At 64.3% G+C, this 25862-nt stretch carries 24 protein-coding genes; 4 read left to right on the forward strand and 20 right to left on the reverse strand.

All coding sequences use genetic code 11. The annotated features are described in order from the left end of the window. From ZAL01S_RS06450 to ZAL01S_RS06475, 6 genes are all read right to left on the reverse strand, one after another. Entirely contained in the window at positions 1-879 is an 879-nt protein-coding gene (locus ZAL01S_RS06450) for an SseB family protein (RefSeq protein ID WP_066081461.1), read from the reverse strand. Between the two features lie 5 nt (positions 880-884). Beyond that, positions 885-1628 carry a bifunctional 1-(5-phosphoribosyl)-5-((5-phosphoribosylamino)methylideneamino)imidazole-4-carboxamide isomerase/phosphoribosylanthranilate isomerase PriA gene (priA, locus tag ZAL01S_RS06455; protein ID WP_066081463.1) on the reverse strand — a complete coding sequence of 248 codons (744 nt, stop codon included), beginning with the start codon at positions 1626-1628 and terminating at the stop codon, positions 885-887. 88 nt (positions 1629-1716) lie between these two features. Next, on the reverse strand, positions 1717-2346 hold the full coding sequence (gene hisH, locus ZAL01S_RS06460) for an imidazole glycerol phosphate synthase subunit HisH (protein ID WP_066081603.1): 630 nt from the start codon (positions 2344-2346) through the stop codon (positions 1717-1719). Beyond that, positions 2346-2951, reverse strand: a complete 606-nt coding sequence (gene hisB, locus ZAL01S_RS06465) for an imidazoleglycerol-phosphate dehydratase HisB (protein ID WP_066081465.1) — start codon at positions 2949-2951, stop codon at positions 2346-2348. The genes hisH and hisB overlap by 1 nt, the downstream gene beginning before the upstream one ends. Then, positions 2948-4066 carry a histidinol-phosphate transaminase gene (locus ZAL01S_RS06470; RefSeq protein ID WP_066081469.1) on the reverse strand — a complete coding sequence of 373 codons (1119 nt, stop codon included), beginning with the start codon at positions 4064-4066 and terminating at the stop codon, positions 2948-2950. The genes hisB and ZAL01S_RS06470 overlap by 4 nt, the downstream gene beginning before the upstream one ends. Positions 4067-4123: 57 nt before the next feature. Then, on the reverse strand, positions 4124-4438 hold the full coding sequence (locus ZAL01S_RS06475) for a LysM peptidoglycan-binding domain-containing protein (protein WP_066081472.1): 315 nt from the start codon (positions 4436-4438) through the stop codon (positions 4124-4126). A 247-nt stretch (positions 4439-4685) separates the two neighbouring features. On the opposite strand from ZAL01S_RS06475, the gene lexA reads away from it, so the two are divergent. Continuing rightward, a complete protein-coding gene (gene lexA / locus ZAL01S_RS06480) occupies positions 4686-5330 on the forward strand; it encodes a transcriptional repressor LexA (RefSeq protein ID WP_066081475.1) in 645 nt (214 codons plus the stop codon). 42 nt (positions 5331-5372) lie between these two features. On the opposite strand, the gene hflX is transcribed toward lexA, so the two are convergent. Continuing rightward, complete coding sequence (gene hflX / locus ZAL01S_RS06485; protein ID WP_083523136.1) at positions 5373-7058, reverse strand: GTPase HflX; 1686 nt, start codon at positions 7056-7058, stop codon at positions 5373-5375. 96 nt (positions 7059-7154) lie between these two features. On the opposite strand from hflX, the gene ZAL01S_RS06490 reads away from it, so the two are divergent. Continuing rightward, positions 7155-7805 (forward strand): class I SAM-dependent methyltransferase, encoded by a 651-nt coding sequence (locus tag ZAL01S_RS06490; protein ID WP_066081476.1) that lies wholly within the window; start codon positions 7155-7157, stop codon positions 7803-7805. Here the strand turns inward: ZAL01S_RS06490 and dapF are convergent. The 3 genes from dapF to miaB are packed head-to-tail and all read right to left on the reverse strand — an operon-like array spanning position 7802 to position 11179. Continuing rightward, the gene (dapF, locus tag ZAL01S_RS06495) at positions 7802-8644 is read right to left on the reverse strand and encodes a diaminopimelate epimerase (protein WP_066081479.1); all 843 of its coding nucleotides are present in this window, start codon (positions 8642-8644) and stop codon (positions 7802-7804) included. The genes ZAL01S_RS06490 and dapF overlap by 4 nt on opposite strands. Positions 8645-8693: 49 nt before the next feature. After that, positions 8694-9620 (reverse strand): tRNA (adenosine(37)-N6)-dimethylallyltransferase MiaA, encoded by a 927-nt coding sequence (gene miaA / locus ZAL01S_RS06500; RefSeq protein WP_066081482.1) that lies wholly within the window; start codon positions 9618-9620, stop codon positions 8694-8696. Positions 9621-9622: 2 nt separating this feature from the next. Continuing rightward, positions 9623-11179 carry a tRNA (N6-isopentenyl adenosine(37)-C2)-methylthiotransferase MiaB gene (gene miaB, locus ZAL01S_RS06505; RefSeq protein WP_066081487.1) on the reverse strand — a complete coding sequence of 519 codons (1557 nt, stop codon included), beginning with the start codon at positions 11177-11179 and terminating at the stop codon, positions 9623-9625. A gap of 183 nt (positions 11180-11362) precedes the next feature. Between miaB and ZAL01S_RS06510 the strand changes: the two genes are divergently transcribed. Next, positions 11363-13207 (forward strand): hypothetical protein, encoded by a 1845-nt coding sequence (locus ZAL01S_RS06510; RefSeq protein WP_066081490.1) that lies wholly within the window; start codon positions 11363-11365, stop codon positions 13205-13207. A gap of 56 nt (positions 13208-13263) precedes the next feature. On the opposite strand, the gene ZAL01S_RS06515 is transcribed toward ZAL01S_RS06510, so the two are convergent. The 5 genes from ZAL01S_RS06515 to aceA all read right to left on the reverse strand — a co-directional run bounded on the left by ZAL01S_RS06515 (position 13264) and on the right by aceA (position 18701). Continuing rightward, positions 13264-13998, reverse strand: coding sequence for a regulatory protein RecX (locus tag ZAL01S_RS06515; RefSeq protein ID WP_066081494.1), 735 nt, complete (start codon positions 13996-13998; stop codon positions 13264-13266). Positions 13999-14086: 88 nt separating this feature from the next. After that, complete coding sequence (gene recA / locus ZAL01S_RS06520) at positions 14087-15151, reverse strand: recombinase RecA (RefSeq protein WP_066081497.1); 1065 nt, start codon at positions 15149-15151, stop codon at positions 14087-14089. Between the two features lie 257 nt (positions 15152-15408). Then, positions 15409-15642: a DUF3046 domain-containing protein gene (locus ZAL01S_RS06525; RefSeq protein WP_066081500.1), complete on the reverse strand. Its 234-nt coding sequence runs from the start codon at positions 15640-15642 to the stop codon at positions 15409-15411. Between the two features lie 82 nt (positions 15643-15724). After that, on the reverse strand, positions 15725-17377 hold the full coding sequence (gene aceB, locus ZAL01S_RS06530) for a malate synthase A (protein WP_066081503.1): 1653 nt from the start codon (positions 17375-17377) through the stop codon (positions 15725-15727). Between the two features lie 25 nt (positions 17378-17402). After that, positions 17403-18701, reverse strand: coding sequence for an isocitrate lyase (gene aceA / locus ZAL01S_RS06535; protein WP_066081506.1), 1299 nt, complete (start codon positions 18699-18701; stop codon positions 17403-17405). Positions 18702-18884: 183 nt separating this feature from the next. On the opposite strand from aceA, the gene ZAL01S_RS06540 reads away from it, so the two are divergent. Beyond that, entirely contained in the window at positions 18885-20336 is a 1452-nt protein-coding gene (locus ZAL01S_RS06540) for an XRE family transcriptional regulator (protein ID WP_066081509.1), read from the forward strand. A gap of 34 nt (positions 20337-20370) precedes the next feature. On the opposite strand, the gene ZAL01S_RS06545 is transcribed toward ZAL01S_RS06540, so the two are convergent. From ZAL01S_RS06545 to ZAL01S_RS06565, 5 genes are read right to left on the reverse strand one after another with little or no spacing between them, the layout of a single operon-like run. After that, positions 20371-20691, reverse strand: a complete 321-nt coding sequence (locus tag ZAL01S_RS06545; protein ID WP_066081511.1) for a helix-turn-helix domain-containing protein — start codon at positions 20689-20691, stop codon at positions 20371-20373. Next, positions 20688-21686: an alpha/beta fold hydrolase gene (locus tag ZAL01S_RS06550; RefSeq protein WP_083523137.1), complete on the reverse strand. Its 999-nt coding sequence runs from the start codon at positions 21684-21686 to the stop codon at positions 20688-20690. Before ZAL01S_RS06550 ends, ZAL01S_RS06545 begins: the two co-directional genes overlap by 4 nt. Beyond that, positions 21673-22209, reverse strand: a complete 537-nt coding sequence (locus ZAL01S_RS06555; protein WP_066081518.1) for a CinA family protein — start codon at positions 22207-22209, stop codon at positions 21673-21675. The genes ZAL01S_RS06550 and ZAL01S_RS06555 overlap by 14 nt, the downstream gene beginning before the upstream one ends. A 42-nt stretch (positions 22210-22251) precedes the next feature. Then, positions 22252-22860, reverse strand: coding sequence for a CDP-diacylglycerol--glycerol-3-phosphate 3-phosphatidyltransferase (gene pgsA / locus ZAL01S_RS06560; protein WP_066081521.1), 609 nt, complete (start codon positions 22858-22860; stop codon positions 22252-22254). A gap of 11 nt (positions 22861-22871) precedes the next feature. Next, positions 22872-25661 (reverse strand): DNA translocase FtsK, encoded by a 2790-nt coding sequence (locus ZAL01S_RS06565; protein WP_066081606.1) that lies wholly within the window; start codon positions 25659-25661, stop codon positions 22872-22874. Between the last annotated feature and the right edge of the window lie 201 nt (positions 25662-25862).

Below are 25862 nucleotides of genomic sequence, written 5' to 3' on the forward strand. Positions count from 1 at the left end.
CTATGCCTTCGAACGGCCGAATCGGCGAGAAATCCAACTGCGACGTATCGGAGTCTGTCGCACGGCAGAGGCGAAGGCGAGCGACATCGAATCCACCCGTTCAATGAGGGCAGGATCCTGACCCCAGGCGCTCAGGACCTCTCGCTGGAATGCCGCACGGTCGATCGTCGCGGCGGCATCGATGCCGACCACGACGCGCAGTTCTGCGCCGTGCAAGGATCCTGGCTCGGCGTGCGGCAGCAGGTCGATAGCCAGAACGGCGTCGTGCGCGGCAAGCGGCTCGGCGATGCGCTCCTGAACGAGCGCGTCCTGCCACGGGAGAGTCCAGTCCGTTCCTTGCGCGATTGCCCAGAGCATGGGGCGTCGCACACCGAATTCTGTCGCGTTGCCTGGATCGACGATGACGAGTTCAGTGCCGTCGTCGATAGCCGAGATCATCGCACGACGTGCTTCAACCGGCACAGGGCGAGCCGTCGGATTCCACGCGGACATGGCGGCGACCGAGGTAAAAACCGGGAGGACGCGTCGCCCATCCGGCCCCTGGACCGTCACGATCGAGAGATCTGCCTGCTTGTCGACGATGGCGCCGTCGCTCGCGCGTCCCTCCTCGCCGAGTTCGGCAAGGAGTGGAATGAGCAGGCGAGTTTCTCGGAGCACGTCGACGACCTGCTGAAGGCCGTTGTCGTCTCCGGCGCGAAATCGTATGTGTGCTTCGGCGTAAGCACGCGGCGTGCTGCCGTCATCACCGGCGAAGGGCTGGGGCGAGAGTTCGCGGCCGGCCCAGGGCTTGCCGGCAGAGTCAGCCTCGCGCTTGTCCCATGGCGCGCTGCGGCGCCACATGCCGGATCCGTCGCCGGGATCGAGCTGTTCCGGTGCCACGGCGGTTAGCGGGCGACGTCGAGCGCTTCGCTCAGGGTGAAGACACCCGAGTAGAGCGCCTTGCCGATGATGGCGCCTTCAAGGCCTTCGGGTACCAGGCCACGCAGGTTGCGGACATCGTCGAGCGTTGCGACGCCGCCGGAGGCGATGACGGGGCGGTCGGTGCGCTCCATGATCTGCTGGAGCAGTTCGAGGTTCGGGCCGCGGAGCGTGCCGTCCTTCGTGACGTCCGTCACGACGTAGCGTGCGCAACCGGCGTGCTCAAGACGCTCGAGGACTTCCCAGAGGTCACCGCCGTCCTGCGTCCATCCGCGTGCTGCCAGGGTCGTGCCGCGGACGTCGAGGCCGACGGCGATGAGCTCGCCATAGCGCGCGATGACAGCTGCCGCCCACTCCGGGTTCTCGAGTGCGGCCGTGCCGAGGTTGATGCGCTTCACGCCAGCGTCAACGGCGCGCTCGAGCGACTCGTCGTCGCGAATGCCGCCCGAAAGTTCGACGTTGACGCCCTTCATGGCCTTGATGACGCGCTTGATCGTCTGGCGGTTCTCGCCGCGCCCGAAAGCGGCATCGAGGTCGACGAGGTGGATCCACTCAGCGCCCTGGCCAGCCCACTCCTGGGCGGCCTCGACCGGGTCACCATAGGAGGTTGCAGACTCGGCTTCGCCCTGCACGAGGCGCACTGCCTTGCCGCCCGCGATGTCCACTGCGGGGAAGAGCACGAGGCTCGGTGAATTGTTGAAGCCGTTCACGTTGTTCCTTCGGTCATGAGGAGCAGCTCCCGGGCGCTGCTCAAGGACAATGTCCTCGAGCCTAATCGCCTCGCGAGACTTTCACGAGTTAGAGCGAGTTGATCCAGTTGCGCAGGAGCTGGATGCCAGCTTCCCCCGACTTTTCCGGGTGGAATTGGGTCGCGCTGAGCGGCCCATTTTCGACGGCAGCAAGGAAACGTTCGCCGTAGCTACTCCAGGTGCGCACGATGGGACGGGCCTTCGGGTGGGGCGAGAGGTCAATCTCGTGAGCGGCGTAGGAGTGCACGAAGTAGAAGCGTTCCCCCGAGAGTCCGGCGAACAGGGTTGAGCCGTCATCCGGCTCGACGGTGTTCCATCCCATGTGCGGTAGGGGTTCTGCGTCGAGCTTGCGCACACGGCCAGGCCATTCGCCGAGCCCCTCGGTGACGGTACCGCCCTCTTCACCCTCGTCGAAGAGGATCTGCATGCCAACGCAAATGCCGAGGACCGGCCGTCCGCCCGCAAGGCGGCGGCCAATGACCTCGCCGAGTCGGTGCGACCGAGCCTGCTCCGCGACGTGCGCGAAGGAGCCGACGCCAGGGAGGAGGACGCCGTCTGCTTCGTACATCTCGGCCTTATTCGCTGTAAGCGTGACCTCGGCCCCAGCAGCTTCGAGTGCCTTCACTGCCGAGTGGACGTTGCCGACGCCGTAGTCGATGACGACGACGCGAGGCCGCATCACAGTGCGCCCTTCGTCGACGGGATGCCGCGCATGTCCGGGTCGAAGCTCTTTGCCGTGCGGAAGGCGCGCGCGAAGGCCTTGAACTCAGCCTCGGCAATGTGGTGCGGGTCGCGACCGCGCAGCACATCAATGTGGACGGTGAGGCCTGCGTGGTGCGCGATGGATTCGAACACGTGACGCACGAGCGAGCCCGTAAAGTGGCCGCCGATGAGGTGGTGTGCAAAGGCTTCGCTCTCGCCCTCGTGCACAAGGTAGGGGCGGCCGGAGCAGTCGACGACGGCGCGGGCGAGGGCCTCGTCGAGCGGGCACATGGCGTCGCCGTAGCGAACAATGCCTTCCTTGGCGCCAAGCGCCTGGCGAATCGCCTGCCCAAGCACGATGGCGGTGTCCTCGACAGTGTGGTGCACGTCAATGTGTGTGTCGCCGGTGGCACGGATCGTGAGATCGGTGACGGAGTGCTTGGCGAACGCGGTGAGCATGTGGTCATAGAAGGGCACGCTCGTCGAGATGTCGGCGGTTCCGCTGCCGTCGAGGTTGATGGTCAGCTCGATGCTGGATTCGCTCGTTGATCGTGTGATCGTGGCGGTGCGGGGTGTCGTCACTTGGTGTCCTCACATTCGGAAGGCGGCACGGGCGCTGCCGACTTCGTGTAGTCCTCCAACGCGTCGAGGAACGCGTCAGTTTGCTCGGGGGTACCTGCCGAAACACGCAGCGCGGTCGGGATGCCGATGTCGCGCACGAGGATGTCTCGGGCAAGGAAGAACTCGAACGCCTGACGCGGGGCTGCGAAGCCGTGGATGAGCACGAAGTTGGCTTCGCTCGGTGCGACTCGGTAGCCGAGTTCACTCGCGCAGGATGCGATGCGGTCGCGCTCGGCGCGGAGCACAGCAACTTCGTCCAGCATGGTGGGCGCGTGCCGGAGCGCCACCTTGGCGACCACCTGGGTCACTGCGGAGAGGTGGTACGGCAGGCGGACCAGACGAACGGCATCTACCACAGTCGCGTCGGCCGCGAAGTAGCCAAGGCGCGCGCCGGCGAAGGCAAAGGCCTTGCTCATCGTGCGCGAGACGACGACGCGGGGGCGACCCGGCAGGAGGTCGAGCGCAGAAGGTGTTCCCGGCTCGGCAAATTCGACATAGGCCTCGTCCACGATGACCATGCCGTCAAAGGCGTCGTGTGCGGCGAGGATGACGTCATTGCTCGTCGCCGTACCTGTGGGGTTGTTTGGGGTGCAGATGACGACAACGTCGGGCTTGTGTTCCGTGATCGCGTCCACAACAAGCTGCTCCGTGAGCTCGTAGTCCTGGCCGCGCGGCGCCTCAACCCAGTCTGCTCCGCTCCCGCGGGCAAGCTCGGGGTGCATTGAGTAGCTCGGCGGGAACCCGAGCACGCGACGCCCGGGACCAGCGAACGCCAAGAAGAGCTGCTGGAGCACCTCATTGGAGCCATTCGCAGCCCAGAGCTGGTCGCGCACGAGACCGTGCCCGAGGTAGTCCGCGAGATGCTCCCGCAGTTCGAGGAATTCGCGGTCGGGATAGCGGTTGAGCGTCGGGAGGACGCTTTCGAGTTCGGTCAGCATGTCACGCACGACGGCCGCCGGAACCGGGAACGGATTCTCGTTGACGTTGAGGGGAACCAAGACAGGATCCATGGGCGCTCCGTAGGGTTCCTTCCCCCGCAGGTCGTCGCGAATCGGCAGATCATCCAGCCTCGTCATGCAGCAATTCTAGGCGAGGCACCCGAGAACTCAGGCCTGGCGGCCGAGCACTCCCACCTACTCAGCCGGGAGGAGGAGGTGCTGACCGGGCTCGAGGGAGGTCGAGGAGAGCGCGTTGATGCGCTGGATGTCGCCCATGACGTCGCGCACATCGCGACCATCGGCGTGCTCCTCTGCGATGGACCAGAGGGTTTCGCCTGCGTGGACCGTGACCTCTTCGAGCGGGGCTGCGTGTTCGTTGCTCGCTCCGGCCGGCGAGACCGTGAGCGCGGAGAAGCCAATGATGCAAGCCACCGGCGCGAGCAAGACGGCCGCAAGTGCACGGCGGCGGCGCTGGTAGACGCGTTCCTTGTTGGTGGCAATCGTGCTCATGTTGGCTCCTTCGAGACGTTGGCGGTGTTCGATTCGTCCCGCCGGAAGGCCGCGCCGAACACCTAGATCGAACATATCTTCGGATCCCATCCGAACGCAAGTACGAATTTCGAATCCAGGGCGACGATGTTCGACTCGCCGAATCCGAACAGGTGTTTGGCACAGCCACCCGGCCCGGCTAGGGTCGTTGGTGACACGACACACCTCACCAGGGACCACCGACATTCGGTTCCGGAGCGGCGGAAACATGGCGACGCGACGCACCATTCAGCAACTCAGCGACAAGCAGCAAGAGATCCTCGGCTTCATCGCGCACTACACGAACGAACACGGCTACGCGCCGACAATTCGCGAGATTGGTGCCGGCGTCGCACTCTCCTCACTCTCGAGCGTCGCCCACCAGCTCAAGCAGCTGGAGGCATACGGCGCGATTCGCCGCGGCGCAAACCGCTCCCGCACGATTGAAGTGCTCCACCCCGTCGTCGAAAGTGACTCCGTCGCAGACACCCCGAAGGCTCAGACAGTCAACGTGCCGGTCGTCGGCCGGATTGCTGCCGGTATCCCGATCACCGCCGAGCAGCAGGTCGAAGACGTCTTCGCGCTCCCCCGCCAGCTCGTGGGGCAGGGCGAGCTGTTCCTGCTCAAGGTTGTTGGCGACTCCATGATCGACGCTGCCATCTGCGACGGCGACTGGGTCGTCGTGCGCAAGCAGCAGGAGGCCGAGAACGGCGACATCGTCGCGGCCATGCTTGATGGCGAAGCGACCGTCAAGGCTCTTCGCCGACGGGACGGCCATGTGTGGCTGCTCCCCCGCAACAGCGCCTTCGAGCCCATCTTGGGCGACGCTGCCGAAGTGCTCGGGAAGGTCGTCGCCGTCCTCCGCTCCGTCTAAGAAGCTCGGCAGACCAGGCACGGCAGCCGCCGCGTCCGCCGACTACCGGTCGTCGTGTTTCGGGAGCGAAGCGGGCATTTCTGCCACGGGAGCCTCCTCGCGTCGTGGCTTCCGCTTCAACGGCGGTTCCTCCGGCAAGGGCGCATGCCCGTCCACGCGGTAGGCGTCCACCAACCCCAGCTGGTCGGGGTGGATCCGAGCGTGCACACGTGTTCCGGATTCCTCGTGGGCGAGTTCGAGCACCGAACCTTGCTCGTGCAGCATTGAGAGCACATCGCCCCGGGAATACGGCAGCATGAGCCACACGTGCTCACTCGGGGCGGGGATGAGCGATTCAATGCGCTCGAGCAGCTCCGGGATACCCTCACCGGTCGCCGCCGACACGAACACCGCACCGGATTCAAGGCCGCGCAGCTCGATCACGCGATCGTCATCGATGAGATCGCACTTGTTGAAGACGATGAGTTCCGGGATGTCACTCGCGCCAATTTCTGCGATGACTTCCCGAACCGTGCGAATCTGCCCCGCCGGATCCGGGTGAGCAGCGTCAACGACGTGCACGATGAGGTCGCTGTGCTGGACTTCCTCAAGCGTCGAACGGAATGCTTCAACGAGCTGGTGCGGGAGGTTGCGCACGAAGCCGACCGTGTCGACAAGGGTGTACGGACGTCCGTCCGTTGCTTCCGTCCGTCGTACCGTCGCGTCAAGGGTTGCGAACAGCTGGTTTTCGACGAGGACACCGGCCTTCGTGAGTCGGTTCAACAGACTCGACTTGCCAGCGTTCGTGTAACCCGCGATCGAGACGGAGGGCACCAAATTCTTCGTGCGGCTTGCTCGCTTCGTGTCGCGGGCAGCCTTCATGCCCACGATCTCGCGACGCAGCTTCGCCATGCGCGAGTGGATTCGACGTCGGTCGAGCTCAATCTTCGTTTCACCGGGGCCACGCGAACCCATACCGGCACCGCCAGACACCTGACCACCGGCCTGGCGAGACATCGACTCACCCCAACCACGAAGACGCGGCAGCAAGTACTCGAGCTGTGCAAGCTCCACCTGTGCCTTACCCTCACGGCTCTTCGCGTGCTGGCTGAAAATGTCGAGGATGACGGCGGTGCGGTCGATCACCTTCACCTTGACAGCGTCTTCCAGCGCGCGTCGCTGCGACGGGGCAAGCTCGGTGTCGGCAACCACGGTATCGGCGCCACAGGCCTTCACAATGTCGCGGAGTTCCTCCACCTTGCCGCGGCCGAGGTAGGTGGCCGGGTCGGGATGCGGTCGTCGCTGCAGAATGCCATCGAGCACGACAGCGCCAGCAGTTTCTGCCAGTGCCGCCAGCTCGTGGAGTGAGTTCTCGGCGTCGTCGAGGCTACCTGCCGCGTACACGCCGATGAGGACGACCTTCTCGAGACGCAGCTGTCGGTATTCGACTTCGGTGACGTCTTCGAGCTCGGTTGAGAGACCATCGACACGGCGGAGCCCAGCGCGCTCTTCGCGGTCGAGCTGAAGGCCATCGTCGCGCGTGCCCGCCGCGACAGCATCCTCGTCGCTGAGCGCTTGCGCTCGCCCTTCGCTAAAGCGTCGGCTCGGTTCACGACCGGATGCTGCGGCGCGCTCAAGGACACGTTCAACAGCGTCGCGTCGTGCGTCTCGCCGAGGGGCCTCGGTGGCGTGGGCCTCGGTGGCGGAACTCAAGCCGTCCGCGTCGGCGTCATCAAAGTGGTTCGTCATGCGTTCTCCCGAGTCTACGGCCCGGCACTGCGCACGGGAACCGCGTTCTCTCGTGGATACCTCGTAGCCCGGGCAAGCACTGCTAGCGTCACAGGCATGAGCGCGCAGGATCAGCCCCACTACTTCAGCGAATCGCCGGAGACTCCGCTGGAGCTCAAACGCATCCACGCCTTTCTGGCTGGCGAAGAGCGTGAAATGGTCACCGCGAACGGCGTGTTCAGCGGTGACCACCTCGATAAGGCCACGCGCATCCTGCTCGATGAGGTGCCAGATCCGCCCACGCGCGGCCACGGCCTTGACCTTGGCACCGGTTGGGGGCCGATCGCGCTCGACATGGCACTTCGCTCCCCTGATGCGCTCAAGGTGTGGGCGGTGGATGTCAACGATCGTGCGCTCGATCTTGCGCGGCAGAACACGGAGCGTCATGCGGCGGGCCGTGTCGAAGTGACCCGCCCGGAAGGCGTGCCCGAGGACATCCGTTTCTCGGTGATCTGGTCGAACCCGCCCATCCGCATTGGCAAAGAGGCGCTTCACGAGCTCCTCAGCCAGTGGCTGCCCCGGCTTGAGCTGGGTGGCGTCGCGTGGCTTGTCGTGGCGAAGCAACTCGGCGCCGACTCACTGCTCACTTGGATGCAGGCGGAGTTTGCCGACTGGGCCGAAGCCGAACGCACGGCAACAGCGAAGGGCTTCCGCATCCTCCGCATCGAGCGCATGCGGGAGACGACACCGAGCGCCGCAGACGCCTAGAGCGTGATGTTGCCGGTGTAGACGAGTGTGGCCGGGCCGCCGAGGAAGACATGTTCGATGCCGTCGGTGCCCGCGTCGAGGCGGGCCGTGACCTCTCCCCCGGGCACCGTCACGTACCAGAGCGACGGTGCCCCCGATCCTGCCCAGTGACGGACCGCGGCTGCAGTTGCTGCTGCGCCCGTGCCGCACGAGAGAGTTTCGCCGATGCCGCGCTCGAAGACCCGCATCGCGACGTGCCCTGCACCCTCACGAATGAGCGGCTCGCCGGGGACGACAAATTCGATGTTGGCGCCATAGGGCGGTTGCGGATCGATTGCCGGAGCGCTCGTGAGCTCGAGCGCGTCGAGTTCTTCGCGGCTCGCCAGCGCCACGACGACGTGCGGATTGCCCATGTCGATACCGAGGCCCGGCCGGGCAACTTCGAGCCCGCGGGCGTGGACGAGCGGCTCGCCGCCCTCCAGACGCCACGGGCCAAGGTCGACTTCGAAGCCGTCACCGAGTCGGCGCACGTGCTTCATGCCTGCGCGCGTGACGATCGGGAGGGAATCAACCTCGCCGAGCGTGACCGCGCCATGTTCGAGGAGGAAGCGGACGAAGGCGCGGACCCCGTTGCCGCACATTTCCGCCGCGGAGCCGTCGGCGTTGCGGTAGTCCATGAACCACACGCCCTTATCTTCGCTCGGCACGGCGCGGATGAAGCCGTCGCCGCCGACACCGAAGTGGCGATCGCACAGCTGGGCCACGTGCTGCGGGGCAAGTTCGTGAAGTGCATCGTCTGGGTCAAACACCATCACGAAGTCGTTGCCGGTCGCGTGTGCCTTCGTGAAGTCGATGCGCATGTGGACATCGTACGCAGTCAGGAAGCGGCCCTCGCTGAGTGGATGCGTACTAGTTCGAGGTCTCCTCGGTCGCGGCAGCGTCGAGCACGATCTCAACATTGCGGACGCCACCGGCGGGCAAACGGAGCGCCCGTTCGTAGCGTCGGAACCAGCTCACTTGGCGCCGCGCGTACTTGCGGGTGAGCAACTGCGCCTCAGCGATGGCCTCGTCGCGGGTCATCTCGCCACGCAGCTGCGCGATTGCCTGGGCATAGCCGATCGCTCGGCGGGCGGTGGTGCCTTCCTCGAGACCCTCGTCAAGCAGTCGCTTGGTCTCCTCGAGGAGTCCTGCGTCCCACATCTCGATAACACGACGGTCGAGTCGCTCGACGAGCACCTGCCGGTCTTCCTCGAGGATCGCCATCGTCGTGGGCCGCCACCATCGTTCTTGGCCGGGAAGTGTTGCGCTGAACGGTTTTCCCGTGACCGCGATCGCTTCGAGCGCGCGGACGATCCGCCGACCGTTGCGCGGGTCAATACGTTCCGCAGATGCCGGGTCGTATTCCTGCAGCCGCCGGTGCAGCATCCCCGACCCCCACTCTTCAAGCTCGCGTTCGAGCTTCGCGCGGATTTCGGGGTCGGTGCCCGGGAATTCGAGTTCGAACATGACCGAGGCGATGTAGAGACCGGAACCACCGACCAGGATCGGCGTGATGCCCTCAGCGAGCAGCGTGTCGATCAGCGGGCGAACAACGGCTTGGTATCCCGCCACCGTGGAGTCCTCGCGCACTGAGAGGTGCTCGAAGAGGTGGTGCGGGATGCCCCGTCGCTCGCTCACCGGGATCTTGGCGGTACCGATATCCATGCCGCGGTACAGCTGCATGGCGTCCGCGTTGATGATTTCGGCGGGGCGTCCCGTTGACCTGAGCTGGTCGGCAATCTCAATGGAAAGGCTCGTTTTGCCGGTCGCGGTCGCCCCCGCAAGCACGATGAGCATGGCTAGCTCGCTGGCGTGCTCGGTGCTCCGACTCGGAGGGTCGGCAGGCCGAGGTTCACGGCTCCGAGGTTCTGTGCGCCGCCGCTCGAGGGAACACCGCAGGAGTCAGCCTGGGCACGGTCCCAAGCGTCACCGGCACGCGTGCGACGGATCGGCCAAGCCTGCCCGGCGGGCGGATCAGCAAGAAGGTGGAACGGCGCGGTCTTCGTGATCGTCACCGAGACCACGTCGCCCGGGCGGGGCGCTTCGGCGCCTTCCGGCACCGAGAAGTGCACGAGTCGGTTGTCTTCGGCGCGGCCCGTGAGACGGTGCGTGGCTTCGTCCTTCTTGCCCTCGTTCGTCGACACGAGCACTTCCTGCTGGGTGCCGAGGAGCTTCGCGTTCTCTTCTGTAGAGATGCGGTCCTGCAGAGCAACGAGTCGCTCGAATCGCTCCTGTACGACGGCCTTCGGAATCTGGTCGTCCATCGTCGCGGCCGGGGTGCCAGGGCGGATCGAGTACTGGAAGGTGAAGGCGTTCGCGAAGCGGGCCTGCTCGACAACGCGAAGGGTGTCCTGGAAGTCTTCTTCGGTCTCACCGGGGAAGCCGACGATGATGTCGGTCGAGATCGCCGCGTTCGGGATCTTGGCGCGGACGTCGTCGAGGATGCGCAGGAACTTTTCGGAGCGGTACGAGCGACGCATGGCCTTAAGGATGCGGTCGGAACCGGACTGCAGCGGCATGTGCAGCTGGGGCATGACCGCGGGTGTCTCGGCCATCGCGTCGATAACGTCCTGCGTGAAGGCCGCCGGGTGCGGGCTCGTGAAGCGGATGCGCTCGAGTCCTTCGATCGTGCCTGCCGCGCGCAGCAACTTGCCGAAGGCCTGACGGTCGCCGAACTCGACGCCATAGGTGTTGACGTTCTGCCCGAGGAGCGTCACCTCGACGGCGCCGTCGTCAACGAGGGCCTGGATTTCGGCGAGGATGTCGCCGGGGCGGCGGTCCTTCTCCTTGCCGCGGAGGCTCGGCACGATGCAGAAGGTGCAGGTGTTGTTGCAGCCGACAGAGATCGACACCCAGCCGGCATACGTCGAGTCACGCTTCGTCGGAAGCGTCGAGGGGAAGGTCTCGAGCGATTCGAGAATCTCGAGCTGTGCCTCGTTGTTGTGGCGTGCGCGTTCGAGGAGCGCCGGGAGCGATCCCATGTTGTGGGTGCCGAAGACGACGTCGACCCAGGGGGCCTTCTCGAGGATGTCGCCCTTGTCCTTCTGCGCGAGGCAGCCGCCGACGGCGATCTGCATGCCCTCGTGTTCGCGCTTGACCGCGGCAAGCTGGCCGAGGTTGCCGTAGAGACGCTGTCCCGCGTTTTCGCGGACGGCGCAAGTGTTGATGACGACGACGTCCGGCTTGCCATCAAGTGCGGGCACGTATCCGGCGGCTTCAAGCGATCCCGACATGCGTTCGGAATCGTGCACGTTCATCTGACATCCGAGGGTGCGAACCTCGTAGCTGCGAGGCGTGCCGTCGGGGCGGAGCGCGGCCGGAGAAGCGGAAATAAGGGTGGGCTGTTCGATCGTCATCGTGTAGAGGAGTCTACGCGGCTTGGCGTCTCAGTCGAGGGGATGAAATCGCGCTGGATGACGTTGATTTCCTCCCGTCGACAAGCTGCCGTTTCCTTCAGTCGACTACCTTGGGCAGTGGTACGACTTCCGGCTTCCCGCAGGGTCGTTGATCGACGTTTTCGACGCGAGATTGGATGCCACATGCGCGCCCTGACCTCCAGCACCGGGTCCTTCTTCCGGGACTCGGTTGCCCTTCGCCCTGGTAACGGCGTGGATGGTCACGGACGGGAACACAACATCACCGTCGATGAGATCGCTGAGCTGCCGACACCGAGCGGCGCGCTCTATTTCGGGCCGTTGTCTGGTGAGAACGGCGCCGATGGTGTCGTCGTGAAGGCTCCAATGGGCGCGGTGCAGGTGGTGGCCACGCGGGGTCGTTCAGCGGATGCTGTCGAGCTCCTTGCCCTCTCGTTCGTGCTGGCAGCCCAAGAAGTGTCGTCGTCAGAGCGTGGCGCGTTGCGGGTCGAGGACGCGTGGACGCCGCTGCCCGGACAGATCCCGGTGGTGCAGGGCGGGCCTCAGCAGGCGGGCGGTGCTGGACCGGTGGTCGTGTGTGATGCGGGTCTTCGCGACATGCACCGTGACGGCAACTTCCCGTGGGATCAGTGGGTGGCGAATGAGGCGCTCCCCCAGCTTGAACAGACGCTGCACCCGGATGGCGGCTGTGCCGCGGCCATGTTCCCGGGCCGTTCTGACTACCTCATCACGCTCGTTGATTCGGTAGCCACAGAGCGAGAGTTTGCGATCTTTGTGGACCGTGGGCGCGATGGTTCGGTGCTCGCGGTGCACCTGGCATCGATCCAGGATCAGCCTGCGTCGCCAGCTCAGGCTGCATCGCAGGTGACACCGGTTGGTTCGTTCCACGGTGACGACGGACTGCACCGTGCGATGACGGCGGAGGCTCCGCGCCTCGATGAGGCTGGCGCAGCTGGCACGGCCGCTGGCACGCCAGCCTTCGGTGCCCCGGCAGGTGACTTCCACAGCAAAGCTGGGGCTCCGCACGCCGCTGCTGCGCCGGGTGTGGCGTCGTCAGCGCCTGCTGAGCCGGTGCGTGAGGACCCTGCGCAGGAACTCCGTGAGGCGTATGGCCTGCTCGACCAGGGGCAGCAGGCAGGCGCTTTGACGCGTCTGCATGTTGTTCTTCGGAGCCTGGGCGAAGCGGCACCGTCGCCCACGCTGTCATCGGCTTTGGCGGAGCGTGAGTTCACGCCAGCCACGCTTGCTGATCTCGCCTGCGATCTTGAGCTCGAGGCGCACAACGAGGAGCAGGCTCGACGTACGCTGCGTCGTGCGCTCGCGGCCCCGACGCTGAATGATTCGCCGTTGGAGGCGGTGCACCTGGCGAAGCGTCTGGGCGAGCTCGAGCTTGCCGCGGACCATCTACCGCAGGCGATTGCGGCGCTCGAACTTGGCCGTGGCACCGCGGAAAGCTTCCTGGCTGAGGCGTCGCACCGTTCGCAGCATGCACCGGATGAGCTTGAAGCGCTCGAGTTTGCTGCCCACTATGAGGCCCAGATTTCGTTCTTGCTCGCGGATGCGCGGCTGCGGAGCGGCTCGTATGCGGTGGCAGCTGAGCTTGCGTCGCAGGCTGCCGCGCGGTTCGCTGAGTTGGAGCGGGATGCGTTTGGTGGTCGCGCTGCGCTGCTGCTCGCGAATGCGCACCGCGGTACCGGCAATGACGCTGCCCGACGTGACGCCTTGGCGGAGGCCGAGCGCCTGTTCCGTCGTGGCAATCGCAAGGATGGTCTGGGCATCACGCTGGGTTATTTGGCGCTCGATGATGCACTCAACGCGGACTTCCGCTCTGCGATTGCGAAGCTTATTGAGGCTCGAGACGAGCTCGAGTCAGTTGGGCTCTTCGCTGATGCTGCAGTTGCCTCCGAAGATCTCGCGATCTGTTTTGAGCGGGTCGGCGAGCAGCATGCCGCTCAGGAGGCGCGCCGCGCCGCGACGTTCCTGGCTGAGCGAGGCTCAACGCTCGCCTAGTCGCCTCGTTTCCCCCGCAGCATCACGCTGCCATGGCACCGCGGAGCATCGAGGCCCTACGCATCGCTCGGTTCAAAGAACACTCCGCGACGCGGCTCGCCGGAAGCGATGCCCCGGTCGTTGCCGTTGAGCGCGTCTTCGGCAGCGCGAAAGGCCACGCCAGAGGTGAAGCCGCGTCGCTGCAGGTAGGACACGAGCCGCCGCTGGGCGGTCACGTCGTCGAGCCCGCGGAGGCGTCGAGCACGGTCTTCCGCGCAGGCCCTGGCGCGCAAGAATTCGTCGTCGCGGTCCTCGCCAGCGAGGACTTCTTCAATGACGGTGTCGCTAATGCCCCGCTGGCGGAGCTCCCGTTCGACGAGCATCCGCCCTTTCCCCTGCCGATGCAGGAGCTTGTTGACGAGGTTTTCGGCGACGCGGGTGTCGTTGAGGTATCCGTACTCGTCCATCCGGTCGAGGACCGCTTCGCGTGCTGCCTCGTCGAGCGAGTCGTCTTCCCGGAGCTTGGCCTCAAGTTCGGCTCGGGTCTTGTCGCCGCGTCGCAGGATACTGAGGGCCCTGTCTTCGCCGGGAAGCACCGGCTGCGAGCTCGCAGCGCTCCATGGGAGCCCGGCCGCAGGGCCAGGCGCGGTTGCCGCACCGTGTGCGGCTTCCATGTCGTTGATGCGTGCAGAGAGCGGCTCGACCGTCGCTCGCGTCCTCCCCGTGCGGATAGTCGAATCTGCCCCGCGGTCAGCCGCGCCCTCACCCGAGTGATGGGCGCCCGGGAACGCAATGATTTCAGCCTCGGCCATGATCGTCCTTGGGTTTACGTGCGTCGTCCTCACGAGTAGCTACACATGGGGTGCGCCGCTGAGACGACGCACCCCACATGACTGCTCGCTAGGCCGATCGAGCCTCGGCGTGCGCCTCGAGCGACTCGACCTCGGCGAGGTCCTCTTCTTCGTGACGGCCACCGACACCGAGCTTCGTGAGGATCTTCTCCTCGATCTCGTTGGCGATCTCGGGGTGCTCGGTGAGGAAGCGGCGGACGTTTTCCTTGCCCTGACCGAGCTGCTCACCGTCATAGGTGTACCAGGCGCCGGACTTCTTCACGATCTCGTGTTCGACACCGAAGTCGATGAGCGAGCCCTCGCGCGAGATACCGGTGCCGTAGAGAATGTCGAACTCTGCCTGCTTGAAGGGCGGAGCCATCTTATTCTTCACGACCTTGACTCGCGTACGGTTACCGACGGCCTCGCTGCCCTCCTTGAGGGTTTCGATGCGGCGGATGTCCAGACGCACCGAGGCGTAGAACTTGAGCGCCTTACCGCCCGAGGTGGTTTCCGGGCTGCCGAAGAAGACACCGACCTTCTCGCGGAGCTGGTTGATGAAGATGGCCGTCGTCTTGGTCTGGTTGAGGCCACCGGTGAGCTTGCGGAGGGCCTGCGACATGAGGCGGGCCTGAAGACCGACGTGGCTGTCGCCCATCTCACCCTCAATTTCGGCCTTCGGCACGAGCGCAGCGACCGAGTCAACAACCACGAGGTCGACCGAGCCCGAGCGAACCAGCATGTCGGTGATTTCGAGGGCTTGCTCACCCGTGTCGGGCTGAGCGACAAGGAGCGCGTCAATGTCAACGCCGAGCTTCTGCGCGTAGATCGGGTCGAGCGCGTGCTCGGCGTCAATGAAGGCCGCGATACCGCCAGCGCGCTGGCAATTGGCAATGGCGTGCAGTGTGAGCGTCGTCTTGCCCGAAGACTCCGGACCGTAGATCTCGACGATGCGGCCACGCGGCAGACCGCCGATACCGAGTGCAGCGTCGAGCGCAATCGAACCGGTGGGGATGACTTCGACGGGTGCACGTTCGTCGGAGCCGAGGCGCATGACCGACCCCTTGCCAAACTGGCGGTCGATCTGGGCGAGGGCTGCTTCGAGGGCCTTCTCGCGGTCGGCGGGTGATGGCATGGTGGGGTGTCCTTTCGGAAGTGGTCGGCTCGCCTCAAGGCTGTCGCTGCGCTGATGGAGAGCGCCTCAACAAGGCGGAACAGGCGTTGATGTCTGTCTACCGTGCACGCTACGGGGGACCACCGACATTCGATTTTTGTCACCCGGAAGCTGTGGAAACGGAGCAGATTTCTCACCTGTGGATGAACCTAACGCATTCGAACTCGCGTTCGATATCTGACATCGCGTGTCGTTCGAACAATCTTCGAATACACCGACTACGCCGAGTGCTTCGACGGCTCCAGTCGCCCCACACCAACCCGTCGCTGCGGCGGCACATCCATCGCTTCGCAGAGCGCAAGCCAGACCTCACGCGGCACAACCCCAGCCTCCAGCGCTTCCCGTGCCGTACGATCCCTCAGCGCACCGAGCACGAGATCATTCATGAGCGAGCGGCCATAGGCATCACCAAATTCATCGTGCACCGCCCGCTGGAATTCGCTCATTCGCATGGGCAACATGCTACGAGGCACAGCAGCGTGCGCCTGCGACAGTCACTCGTGGTGAACTGCCGCAGACGCACCTGCCCCGTCACTATCCTTCGACGTCTTGGAACCCGCTCAACGCAGGCCGCAACGGTGTCGCAACACACCGCTCATAGGCCGAGATCGTGAGGAACGTGGGGTAGTTCTCGCCGATGGACACTTCCCGCATGAGGACCGCAGCCTCATCGAATTGATCCCCCGGGTGACGCGGCATGTCAACGAGAACCCTGTCAATGAGGCCCTCAACGTGAGACGCCGTAATGCGTGTCCCCTCGACAGTGCTCACGCCTCCATTGATCCACTGCCAAATCTGCGAGCGAGAGATTTCCGCGGTGGCTGCGTCTTCCATGAGACCGTCAAGCGCCGCAGCACCGACCCCACGAAGCCAGCTTTCGATGTAGCGAAGCCCAATCGAGACGTTCGTCAAGAGGCCACCATCAGTTACTTCGCCACCCGCCGCTTGCACGGCGAGCAACTCTGCCGCGGTCACGCGCACATCGTCACGCTGGCGGTCTACCTGGTTGGGTCGTTCACCGAGTACCGCATCGAATTCAGTCCTGGCGGCTTCAACGAGTCCGGGATGAGCGACCCACGATCCATCAAAACCGTCACCGGCTTCTCGCCGCTTGTCCTCGCGAACCTTGTCGATCGCGGCTGCGCTCGCCTCCGGGTTCGCACGGTTCGGGATGAACGCGCTCATGCCGCCAATCGCGTGCGCTCCTCGTGCATGGCACGTCTTCACGAGGAGTTCCGTGTAGGCGCGCATGAACGGGACCGTCATCGTGATCGCCGCACGATCCGGAGTAATAAAGGAGCATCCGCGCGTTCGGTGCATCTTGATGACACTGAAGATGTAGTCCCAGCGGCCGGCGTTGAGGCCCGCGCAGTGATCGCGCAGCTCGTACAGAATCTCTTCCATTTGGAAGGCTGCCGGGATCGTCTCAATGAGCACGGTAGCTCGAATCGTGCCCACGGGAAGCCCGAGCTGCTCCTCCGTGAAGTGAAACACCTCGTCCCACAGGCGCGCTTCCAAGTGAGACTCGAGTTTCGGCAGGTAGAAGTAGGGGCCGCTCCCCTGCTCAACGAGCAACTTCGCGTTGTGAAAGGCGTACAGGCCAAAGTCGACGAGTGCACCAATTGCCGCCCGCTCTTCACCCGTGACGTCCGTGCAGATCAGATGTGACTCCACGAGGTGCCAACCTCGCGGGCGGGCGATGATCGTGGGCGTCGATTCCGCGGTGACCGAGTAGTGCTTACCTTCCGGTGAGGTGTACTCGATCTGACCGCGAATCGCGTCATAGAGCGAGAGCTGGCCGCCGATCACGTTCTCCCAGCTCGGAGCAAGCGCATCCTCGAAGTCTGCCAGCCAGCACTGTGCTCCCGAGTTCAGAGCATTGATCGTCATCTTGCGGTCGGTCGGACCGGTAATTTCGATGCGGCGGTCTTCCAGCCCCGGCCCTGCGCCCGCAACTCGCCAGCTGCGGTCCTCGCGAATGTGCTTGGTCTCCTCGAGGAAGTCGAGGTCTTTCCCTTCTGCAATTCGACGCCGGCGCACGGCTCGCCCGCGGAGGAGCTCCTCGCGGCACACCGCGAACGCGTCGTGCAGTCGAGCAAGGAAGCTCAATGCCTCGTCAGTCAGGATGTCCTCGAAGCGCTCATGCGTTGGACCGTTGATCTCAACCTTGGTCTGCAGTGCAATCATGATGCTGTCCTTTCCATCGAGACCATCAGTGGAACTGTTCTTCTTCGGTTGAACCCTTGAGCGCAAGCGTTGAGGCGTTGGGGTTGATCGCGCTGGCAAGACGGTCGAAGTAGCCCGTACCCACCTCGCGCTGGTGCTTCGTCGCCGTGTATCCGTCCATCTCCGCCGCAAATTCGCGTTCCTGGAGATCCACGTAGGCGCTCATCTGCGTCTCGTTGTACCCCTTGGCGAGGTCGAACATCGAGTAGTTGAGAGCGTGGAAACCGGCAAGCGTGATGAATTGGAAGGTGTACCCCATGGCGGCAAGTTCGCGCTGGAATCGGGCGACGTCGGCATCGTCCAGGGCGCGCTTCCAGTTGAAGGACGGCGAGCAGTTGTACGCGAGCTTCTTGTCTGGGTGCTTCGCCTTCATGTGTTCTGCCACTTGGCGAGCAAGATCAATGTCCGGCACAGATGTTTCAACCCAGAGCATGTCCGCAACTTCAAGGTATGCCTCACCGCGCGCGAGCACCGGATCGATGCCGGGCTTGACCTGATAGAACCCCTCGGCAGTGCGCTCGCCCGTCACAAAAGGTCGGTCACGCTCATCGATGTCGCTCGTCATGAGTGTCGCCGCCAGTGAGTCAGTTCGGGCAATGATCACGGTTGGGACGTCAGCAACATCGGCGGCAAGTCGGGCGGCCTGCAAGGTGCGTTCGTGCTGCGATGTGGGCACGAGCACCTTGCCGCCCATGTGGCCGCACTTCTTCTCCGAGCCAAGCTGATCTTCCCAGTGGACGCCCGCAGCTCCCGCCTGAATCATCGACTTCATGAGTTCATAGGCGTTGAGCTGCCCACCGAATCCAGCTTCAGCGTCTGCGACGATCGGGGCCAGCCAGTCACGTGAGGCCTGACCTGATTCAGCCACCTCGATCTGGTCGGCACGCAGGAGGGCATTGTTGATGCGGCGGACGACCTGCGGAACCGAATTGGCCGGGTACAGCGACTGGTCGGGGTAGGTCTGGCTCGAGGCGTTTGCGTCAGCGGCGACCTGCCACCCGGAGAGGTAGACGGCCTTCAGGCCGGCACGAACCTGCTGAACGGCTTGGTTGCCAGTGAGCGCACCGAGCGCGTAAGCCCACTCACCCTCTTCCTGATGGGTGAGTTCCCAGAGCTGTTCAGCTCCTCGGCGCGCAAGCGTGTGTTCTTCGATGACAGAACCGCGAAGAGCAACAACATCTTCGGCCGAGTAGTCACGGCGCACGTTGTGCCAACGGGGATTCTCAGCCCAGTCCTTCGCAATGTCAGCAGCGGTCTTCGTGGGAGTGCCGGTGAGTTCAGTCATCGTTTCGCTCCTTTGCGATGCGGTGAAGAGCCTGCTGTTTTGCGGCTCTGTGTGGTCTTGCTTCGATCTTGGTCCGCTCGTCGCCCGTGTGTCGCGAAACTCTTGGCAGAAGAAACGCGTTTCTTCTAAGCTTCCAAAGGACCTTGCTTCAACAACGTCGTTGAAGCTGAGAGGACCGCTGCCATGACTGAGTTCGACGATGCATTCGACCCCCTCACCATCGGCCGGCGCGTGCGCTCACTGCGCCAACGCCTTGGCCTCACACTGGAGGAGTTCGCGGAACGCATCGGCAAGGCACCATCTCAGGTGTCCGTCGTGGAGAACGGCCGCCGGGAGTTGCGTCTCTCCGAGCTGCAGCAATATGCCCGCGCGCTCGAAGCGAACGTCGCCGAACTCCTCGATGCTGCCGAGCTCTCAGAGCGGGAGCACCTTGAAATCGCTCTCGCCAAGCTGCAAACCACGGCCCGCTATCAGCGCTTGAGCCTGCCGCACATCCCCGCTCGAAAGTCGCTCAGCGACGACACCCTCCATGCGATCGTCGGGCTCTTTCGCGAAATTGAGCGTATGGACACCGAACGTGCCGCTACCCCTGAACAGGCTCGGCGTGCCAACACAGAGCTTCGAGCGATCATGCGCGCACGATCCAACTATTTCGAGGAGCTTGAGGCACAGGCGACTGACCTTCGCGCTGCAATCAGTATGCCGCGAGGGCCGCTGCCGCAGCGCGGAGCAGCGGAACTCGCCTCGCATCTCGGATTCTCCCTGCATTCGGTGCCGGATCTGCCGCGATCAACCCGGTCTGTCCTTGATCGGGCACATCATCGTCTCTACGTGCCTCGAGCTCAACGGGAGGACGGCGATCAGCGCACAGTTGTCCTGCAAGCCCTCGCCGCTCAGGTGCTCGAGCATCAGGCACCCGCAAACTATGCCGATTTTCTTCGGCAACGGGTGGAAACGAACTACCTCACTGGCGCGATACTCATGCCTGAGCAGAGCTGCATCGAATTGCTGGCCGCAGCGAAACAGGAGCGCCAGCTCTCAATTGAGGACCTGCGGGATGCCTTTGGCGTCACGTACGAAACCGCGGCCCACCGATTCACGAACCTGGCCACGGCTCACCTGGATATCCCGGTGCATTTCCTCAAGGTCCACGAGTCGGGCACCATCTCGAAGGCCTACGAGAACGATGCTGTCCAGTTCCCCGCCGATGCGCTTGGAGCCGTTGAAGGGCAACTCGTGTGCCGCCAGTGGAGTGCCCGCCGGGTTTTCGAAGTCGAGGACCATTTCAATCCGTATCACCAGTACACCGACAAGCCGTCCGGCACGTATTGGTGCACCTCCCGCGTGCAACAGGATGCTCTCGGCTTGTACTCGGTGAGCGTCGGCACACCCTTTGAGCACGTTCGTTGGTTCCGTGGACGAGACACCGCACACCGCTACACCTCGAAGTGCCCGAGCGGAGCGTGCTGCCAGCTCCCGCACCCCGAGCTCACGGAACGCTGGGCAACGTCGTCGTTCCCAAGCGCGCGTATGCCGTCAACGATGCTCGCAGCTCTGCCCACCGGCGAATTTCCCGGTGTCGATTTGCGGGAGCTCTACGCCTTCCTGGAACGCCACGCGCCCACGTCCGAGTAATGGGCGTGGGCGCGTGGATCGTTGCGTGATCTCGCTAGGAGGCCCGCTCGTAGTTGGAGCGAACGCTCTGGATCAGGTCGTCCGGGACCGTGTCGGGAATCGCTGCCTGGGCAGTCAGGCGCTCGTGCATGCGAAGGCGCTCGCCAACCTCGAGGTAGATCGAGGACAGTGGGGTGTCGAGGGCTTCTGCAACGGCGGCGAGAATCTCACTCGAGGCTTCCTTCTGGCCACGTTCAACCTCGGAGAGGTAGCCGAGTGCAACCGAGGCGCGGCCAGCGACCTGGCGGAGCGTGTGCCCCTTGCGGAGGCGGACATCCCGCAGCACTTCGCCAATTTCATGACGTGCAAGGCTCATGGGATCTCCTTTCGTGACTGTGGACACTTCCCGATCCACCGGCGGTGGCGGGGCATGTCGATTAACGATACGCGACCCTGAGCCTCCACACGCTGGGAAATGGCCCCCTGTGGAGAAATCTTGAGTCTGATGAACTCAACTCCGAAAGGCGCGCGAACATTCCCCGGAAGGCTGAGACTCACCTGAGTGTCTGTGGCTGGCCTCGAACAAAACTGCGTGATCGCAGCGCTGCACACGTCCGTCGCATCCATGTTGGCCAGGTGACCGGCGTTGGGGATTTCGACGAGTGACACGGCAGGGTCACGCTCAGCGAGGGCTCTCAGCTGTTCCCGTACGCGGCCAGTTCGGTCTTCTTCGCCAACGATGGCAAGCGTCGGAATGGAGAACCGAGCATCGGGATTCGGCTCAAGCGCATCGCACAAGCTCGTCAGGACTTGCTCGAGTCTGCGGCGTCCCGTCTTATGGAGACACAATGCCGCATACGCGATGTTGGTGGAACGCAGTGCGCATGCTTCCGCAGACATCGTGACAAGTTGGCACCACGGCAAGACCCGAAACGCGAGCGGTGTTCCCCAGCGCATCGCCAGCCGATCACCCACCGACAGCACAGCATGATTGTCGGCGCAGTCGATGAGGACGAGGCGTTCAACACGGTCTGGAGAATGAGCGGCCAGCGTCTGGGCGAGGTTACCGCCCATGGATTGCCCGATGAGAATGGCGCGACCACCGCACACCTCGTCGAGCACGGCTGCGAGGTCATCCACCATGTCCGCATAGACAAATGGGCCACTCAGGGTCGATGAACCGTGTCCACGGGCGTCCCAACACACGATGCCAATATCCTCGGGCAGGACTCCCATTTGATGGAGGAACATCGCTCCGTCACAACCAGCTCCGTGGAGGAACACGCACCAAGACCCGGAGTGTGACGGACGCACTCGGAGCAAGAGGTTGGCACGCGGCCGCTCAAAGCGTCGTCGTTCAAGACGCAACATCGCGCCCCGTCTTCGGCTCGCATCGAGCGAGGTGTTCGGCCAGGACTTGCAGCGCGGCGGCGACTGTTGCGTCGCGAATGTGTTGGCGAGTGGCAACCGGGTCGCCGGAGACGATCGCTTCGCCCAGATTGAGACGAAGAGCGTGGCTCCCCTGCGCCGTTGCGATCCCCACGAAGACGGTTCCAACAGCGTGACCATCCTGCGGGTCGGGGCCCGCGACGCCCGTCGTGGACAGGCCGATATCTGCTGGGCCTGACGTCGCTATACGCTGTCGAACCCCTTCGGCCATCTGCTGAGCAACGTCCGGATCAACAGCTCCACGAGCAGCAAGAAGCTCCGCATCAACGCCGAGCAGGGCGTGCTTCAGCGGTGTCTGATAGGCGACGATGCCTCCGCGAAACACCGCCGAGATGCCGGGCACAGAACACAGCGATGCAGCCAGCAGTCCACCGGTCAGGGATTCCGCCACCGCGATGCTCAAACCACGCTGGATGAGCACCCCTCCGACGTCGCCGACATTCATCTCAGTCACAGGAACTCCCACCTCTCGTCGTCCAATCACACGCTACGACGAACTGTCTGCTGAGGCGCCGGGCCGGTAAGCCTGCCAAAGGTAGTCGATGCCGCTGGCTACAGTGAGGATCACCGCCAGCGACATGAAGACGATGTTTGCCCAGTGCCAGATCTCGTGCCCAAGCACAACGTGCAGCGGCCAGAGTGCCAGCCCGAGCGCCACCGTTTGCAAGACCGTCTTTGCTTTGCCTCCGCGCCCCGCAGGGAGGACGATACGGCGGGCTTCCACGAGTCGCCAGACCGTAATGCCGATCTCGCGCGTGAGGATGACGAGGGTGACCCACCACGGCAACTCGGCGACGATCGAGAGCATGATGAAGCCCGCCCCGGTGAGCGCCTTGTCCGCGATGGGGTCGAGAAGCTTCCCTAAGTCGGTGATGAGATTGCGGCTGCGGGCGAGGTGCCCGTCAACGGCATCGGTTGCGATTGCGACGAGGAAGATTGCCCCGGCCCACCAGCGGAGCGCCCCGTGGCTCCCGGCATCCAGCACCATGAGCCACACGAAGAGCGGCACCATGAGGATGCGCACGATCGTGATGAGGTTCGGTACGCACCAGGTGCTTGCAGGGCCTTCGCCCGCGCTCAGCATTCGACCGCTCATGAACGATCAGCCTACTCGCGGCCGGTGAGGCTCCACGCGTCTTCGGAGTCTTCCGCCTCGACCTCTTCAAGGCCCTGCATGCGGGCTTCGGCGTCACGCGCGACGAGGTCGACGGGCTCCGATGGTTCGTCATCCCAGTCATCATCAGCCTCGGCAGCAGCCTCGGCCGGCGGCTCCTCACCACGCAGTCGCGCAAGGACGGCAGGAAGCTCCTCTGGGGTCACAAGCACGTCGCGCGCCTTGGAGCCTTCCGAGGGGCCGACGATGTCGCGCGACTCGAGAAGGTCCATGAGGCGACCTGCCTTCGCGAAGCCAACGCGGAGCTTGCGCTGCAGCATCGACGTTGAACCGAACTGCGAGTTGATGATGAGCTCGGCTGCGGCGAGGAGCACTTCGAGGTCGTCCCCGATGTCGGAGTCGATCTCGCGCTTCTCGGCGGGAGCGGCGACATCCTGACGGTATTCGGGCTGTGCCTGCGACTTGACGTGGGCGACGACTTCGTGGATCTCGGCGTCGTTTACCCAGGCACCCTGCACGCGCAGCGGCTTCGAGCCAGCTGGCGAGAAGAGCCCGTCACCCTGGCCGATGAGGGCTTCCGCGCCGACCTGGTCGAGAATGACGCGCGAGTCGGTCGAGCTTGTGACGGCGAAGGCGAGGCGCGAGGGCACATTCGCCTTGATGAGACCGGTGACGACGTCCACCGAGGGACGCTGCGTCGCGAGCACAAGGTGGATACCCGCGGCGCGGGCAAGCTGCGTGATGCGGACGATCGAGTCTTCCACGTCACGCGGCGCAACCATCATAAGCTCGGCGAGCTCATCCACGACCACGAGGAGGTACGGGTACGGCTTGAGCTTGCGCTTGGAGCCTTCCGGCAGCACGACCTTGCCCTCACGGATGGCGGCATTGAAGTCGTCCACGTGACGGAACCCGAAGTTCTCGAGGTCGTCGTAGCGCATCTCCATTTCCTTCACGACCCACTGCAGCGCTTCGGCCGCCTTCTTCGGGTTCGTGATGATGGGCGTGATGAGGTGCGGGACGCCCTGGTACGGCGTGAGTTCCACGCGCTTCGGGTCGACAAGCACCATGCGCACCTCGCTCGGCTTCGAGCGAATGAGGAGCGACACGATCATCGAGTTGACGAACGACGACTTACCGGAACCGGTGGAACCAGCCACGAGCAGGTGCGGCATCTTCGCGAGATTCGCGATGACGTAGCCGCCTTCGACGTCCTTGCCGACACCAATCGTCATCGGGTGACTCGAGCTCATGGCCTTCGACGACTGCAGCACGTCACCGAGCGAGACGACCTCGCGGTCGGAGTTCGGGATCTCAATACCGATGGCGCTCTTGCCGGGAATCGGCGAGAGGATGCGCACCTGGTTCGACTTCACCGCGTACGAGATGTTCTTCGAGAGCTGCGTGACGCGCTCCACCTTGGTGCCCGGGCCAACCTCAACCTCGTAGCGAGTGACCGTCGGGCCACGCGAGAAGCCGGTGACCTTCGCATTGACCTTGAACTCTGCGAATACCGCGTCGAGCGCGGCCATGATGTCGTCATTCGCCTGCGTGCGCTCCTTCGCGGGCGACCCGGTCGAGAGCATGTTGACCGAGGGAAGGGCATAGTCGCCGTCGAGGCCACTCCCCTGCGAGTCCCAGGCAGCATCGCTTGCTTCAAGAGCTTCCGAAGCGCCCTCGCGCTCGGAGTCGTCAACGCTCTCGGGGCTTTCATCGCGAAGGCCCGTCGACGACGCACCCGAGGTGGGCGCTTCGACCGCGGGAACGCCATAGGGGTCAGTGTCCTGCTCGTCATTGGGCACGACAGGAAGCACGCGCGTGGCGTTGTCGTTTGCGGCAGCTTCGCGCTTCGCCTTCTTCGGCTTGCGGGGCTTCTCACCGAGCAGCTCTTGGATGGACTCGTCAACGCCTTCGGGAGCACGCTCGCCGTCAATCATGGGCGAGTCGTAGGCCGGGTCGACCTCGCGGCCGGATTCGTTGCGACGCCACCACGGCACGCGCTCGTCATCGCGCTTGCCGCGCCTAGAGCTCTGGGCCTCCACGTCAGTGTCAGCCTCGCCCGGGGCCGAGGCATCGTCCTCATCGAGACCGAATAGCCACGCCCAGAGTTCGCGCAGCCGCTCCGGGACACGGTTCGGGGGCGTCTTCGTGATGATGAACAGTGACAGCACCAACAGGAGGCCCGCAACGATGCCAGCGCCGATGGGCGTGATCAAGAAGGCGATCGGCGCCGCAAGCAGCCACCCGAGGATGCCGCCAGCCGTTGCGAGCGCTGGCATGCCGAGGCTCGGCTCGGGCGTGCCGCCAGCAACATGGCAGATGGCCGCGGCGGAGATGGTGCCGAGTGCGACGCCCGCGCCAATGCGGGAGTTGTCGGTCACCGATGACGGGTGCCGGAAGAGCCAGAACGCGACAAGAGCAAAGATGACCGGGAGCGCAATGGAGACGCGGCCCACGAGCCCACCGAAGGTGAAGGCGTTGATGGTGACCGCGACGGGGTTCGAGGGGAAGAACCACACCGTGATGCCGCCAAGCACGGCGAGCACGACGAGCGCGAAGGGGAAGCCATCGCGACGTTCTTCGCGCTCGATCATCTCGAGGCCGAAGGCGCGGGCCCCTGCACCGGTGGCGTGGGCTGCGCCCATCCACATGCGCTCGAGAAGGCTCGGCCCGGTCTCGAACTCGGGCTGCTTTCCACGGCTCGACGAAGCACCTGCCGAGGATCCGCCACGTCGAGACGAGGAATTCTGGGCAGGCTGACGCTTGGTCGTAGTCGAGGCCATGGTTCGGAGGGTAATGGCGACCACCGACATCCGGTGCACGATGAACGAGTGTCGCCAGAAGTGACACATGAGTGTGATGAAACAAATGTGACGGGTGTTACTTCTGTGGCAAATGATGCAGATATGGCCAGCGTGCTCAATGAGCATTCGCCTCACAGGCCCCCACATGCGGAAGGGCCGCACTGCCTCTCGACAGTGCGG

The organism is [Zimmermannella] alba NBRC 15616 (genome assembly GCF_001570905.1).
Classification (GTDB): Bacteria; Actinomycetota; Actinomycetes; order Actinomycetales; family Microbacteriaceae; genus Pseudoclavibacter; species Pseudoclavibacter albus.

Excerpts from the sequence above, each read along its gene's own strand:
- hisH (WP_066081603.1), bottom strand. The coding sequence starts at position 2,346 with ATGCGGCCTCGCGTCGTCGTCATCGACTACGGCGTCGGCAACGTCCAC.
- ZAL01S_RS06470 (WP_066081469.1), bottom strand. The coding sequence starts at position 4,066 with ATGACGAGGCTGGATGATCTGCCGATTCGCGACGACCTGCGGGGGAAG.
- ZAL01S_RS06475 (WP_066081472.1), bottom strand. The coding sequence starts at position 4,438 with ATGAGCACGATTGCCACCAACAAGGAACGCGTCTACCAGCGCCGCCGC.
- lexA (WP_066081475.1), top strand. The coding sequence starts at position 4,686 with ATGGCGACGCGACGCACCATTCAGCAACTCAGCGACAAGCAGCAAGAG.
- hflX (WP_083523136.1), bottom strand. The coding sequence starts at position 7,058 with ATGACGAACCACTTTGATGACGCCGACGCGGACGGCTTGAGTTCCGCC.
- ZAL01S_RS06490 (WP_066081476.1), top strand. The coding sequence starts at position 7,155 with ATGAGCGCGCAGGATCAGCCCCACTACTTCAGCGAATCGCCGGAGACT.
- dapF (WP_066081479.1), bottom strand. The coding sequence starts at position 8,644 with ATGCGCATCGACTTCACGAAGGCACACGCGACCGGCAACGACTTCGTG.
- miaA (WP_066081482.1), bottom strand. The coding sequence starts at position 9,620 with ATGCTCATCGTGCTTGCGGGGGCGACCGCGACCGGCAAAACGAGCCTT.
- miaB (WP_066081487.1), bottom strand. The coding sequence starts at position 11,179 with ATGACGATCGAACAGCCCACCCTTATTTCCGCTTCTCCGGCCGCGCTC.
- ZAL01S_RS06510 (WP_066081490.1), top strand. The coding sequence starts at position 11,363 with ATGCGCGCCCTGACCTCCAGCACCGGGTCCTTCTTCCGGGACTCGGTT.
- ZAL01S_RS06515 (WP_066081494.1), bottom strand. The coding sequence starts at position 13,998 with ATGGCCGAGGCTGAAATCATTGCGTTCCCGGGCGCCCATCACTCGGGT.
- recA (WP_066081497.1), bottom strand. The coding sequence starts at position 15,151 with ATGCCATCACCCGCCGACCGCGAGAAGGCCCTCGAAGCAGCCCTCGCC.
- ZAL01S_RS06525 (WP_066081500.1), bottom strand. The coding sequence starts at position 15,642 with ATGCGAATGAGCGAATTCCAGCGGGCGGTGCACGATGAATTTGGTGAT.
- aceB (WP_066081503.1), bottom strand. The coding sequence starts at position 17,377 with ATGATTGCACTGCAGACCAAGGTTGAGATCAACGGTCCAACGCATGAG.
- aceA (WP_066081506.1), bottom strand. The coding sequence starts at position 18,701 with ATGACTGAACTCACCGGCACTCCCACGAAGACCGCTGCTGACATTGCG.
- ZAL01S_RS06540 (WP_066081509.1), top strand. The coding sequence starts at position 18,885 with ATGACTGAGTTCGACGATGCATTCGACCCCCTCACCATCGGCCGGCGC.
- ZAL01S_RS06545 (WP_066081511.1), bottom strand. The coding sequence starts at position 20,691 with ATGAGCCTTGCACGTCATGAAATTGGCGAAGTGCTGCGGGATGTCCGC.
- ZAL01S_RS06550 (WP_083523137.1), bottom strand. The coding sequence starts at position 21,686 with ATGTTGCGTCTTGAACGACGACGCTTTGAGCGGCCGCGTGCCAACCTC.
- ZAL01S_RS06555 (WP_066081518.1), bottom strand. The coding sequence starts at position 22,209 with ATGAATGTCGGCGACGTCGGAGGGGTGCTCATCCAGCGTGGTTTGAGC.
- pgsA (WP_066081521.1), bottom strand. The coding sequence starts at position 22,860 with ATGAGCGGTCGAATGCTGAGCGCGGGCGAAGGCCCTGCAAGCACCTGG.
- ZAL01S_RS06565 (WP_066081606.1), bottom strand. The coding sequence starts at position 25,661 with ATGGCCTCGACTACGACCAAGCGTCAGCCTGCCCAGAATTCCTCGTCT.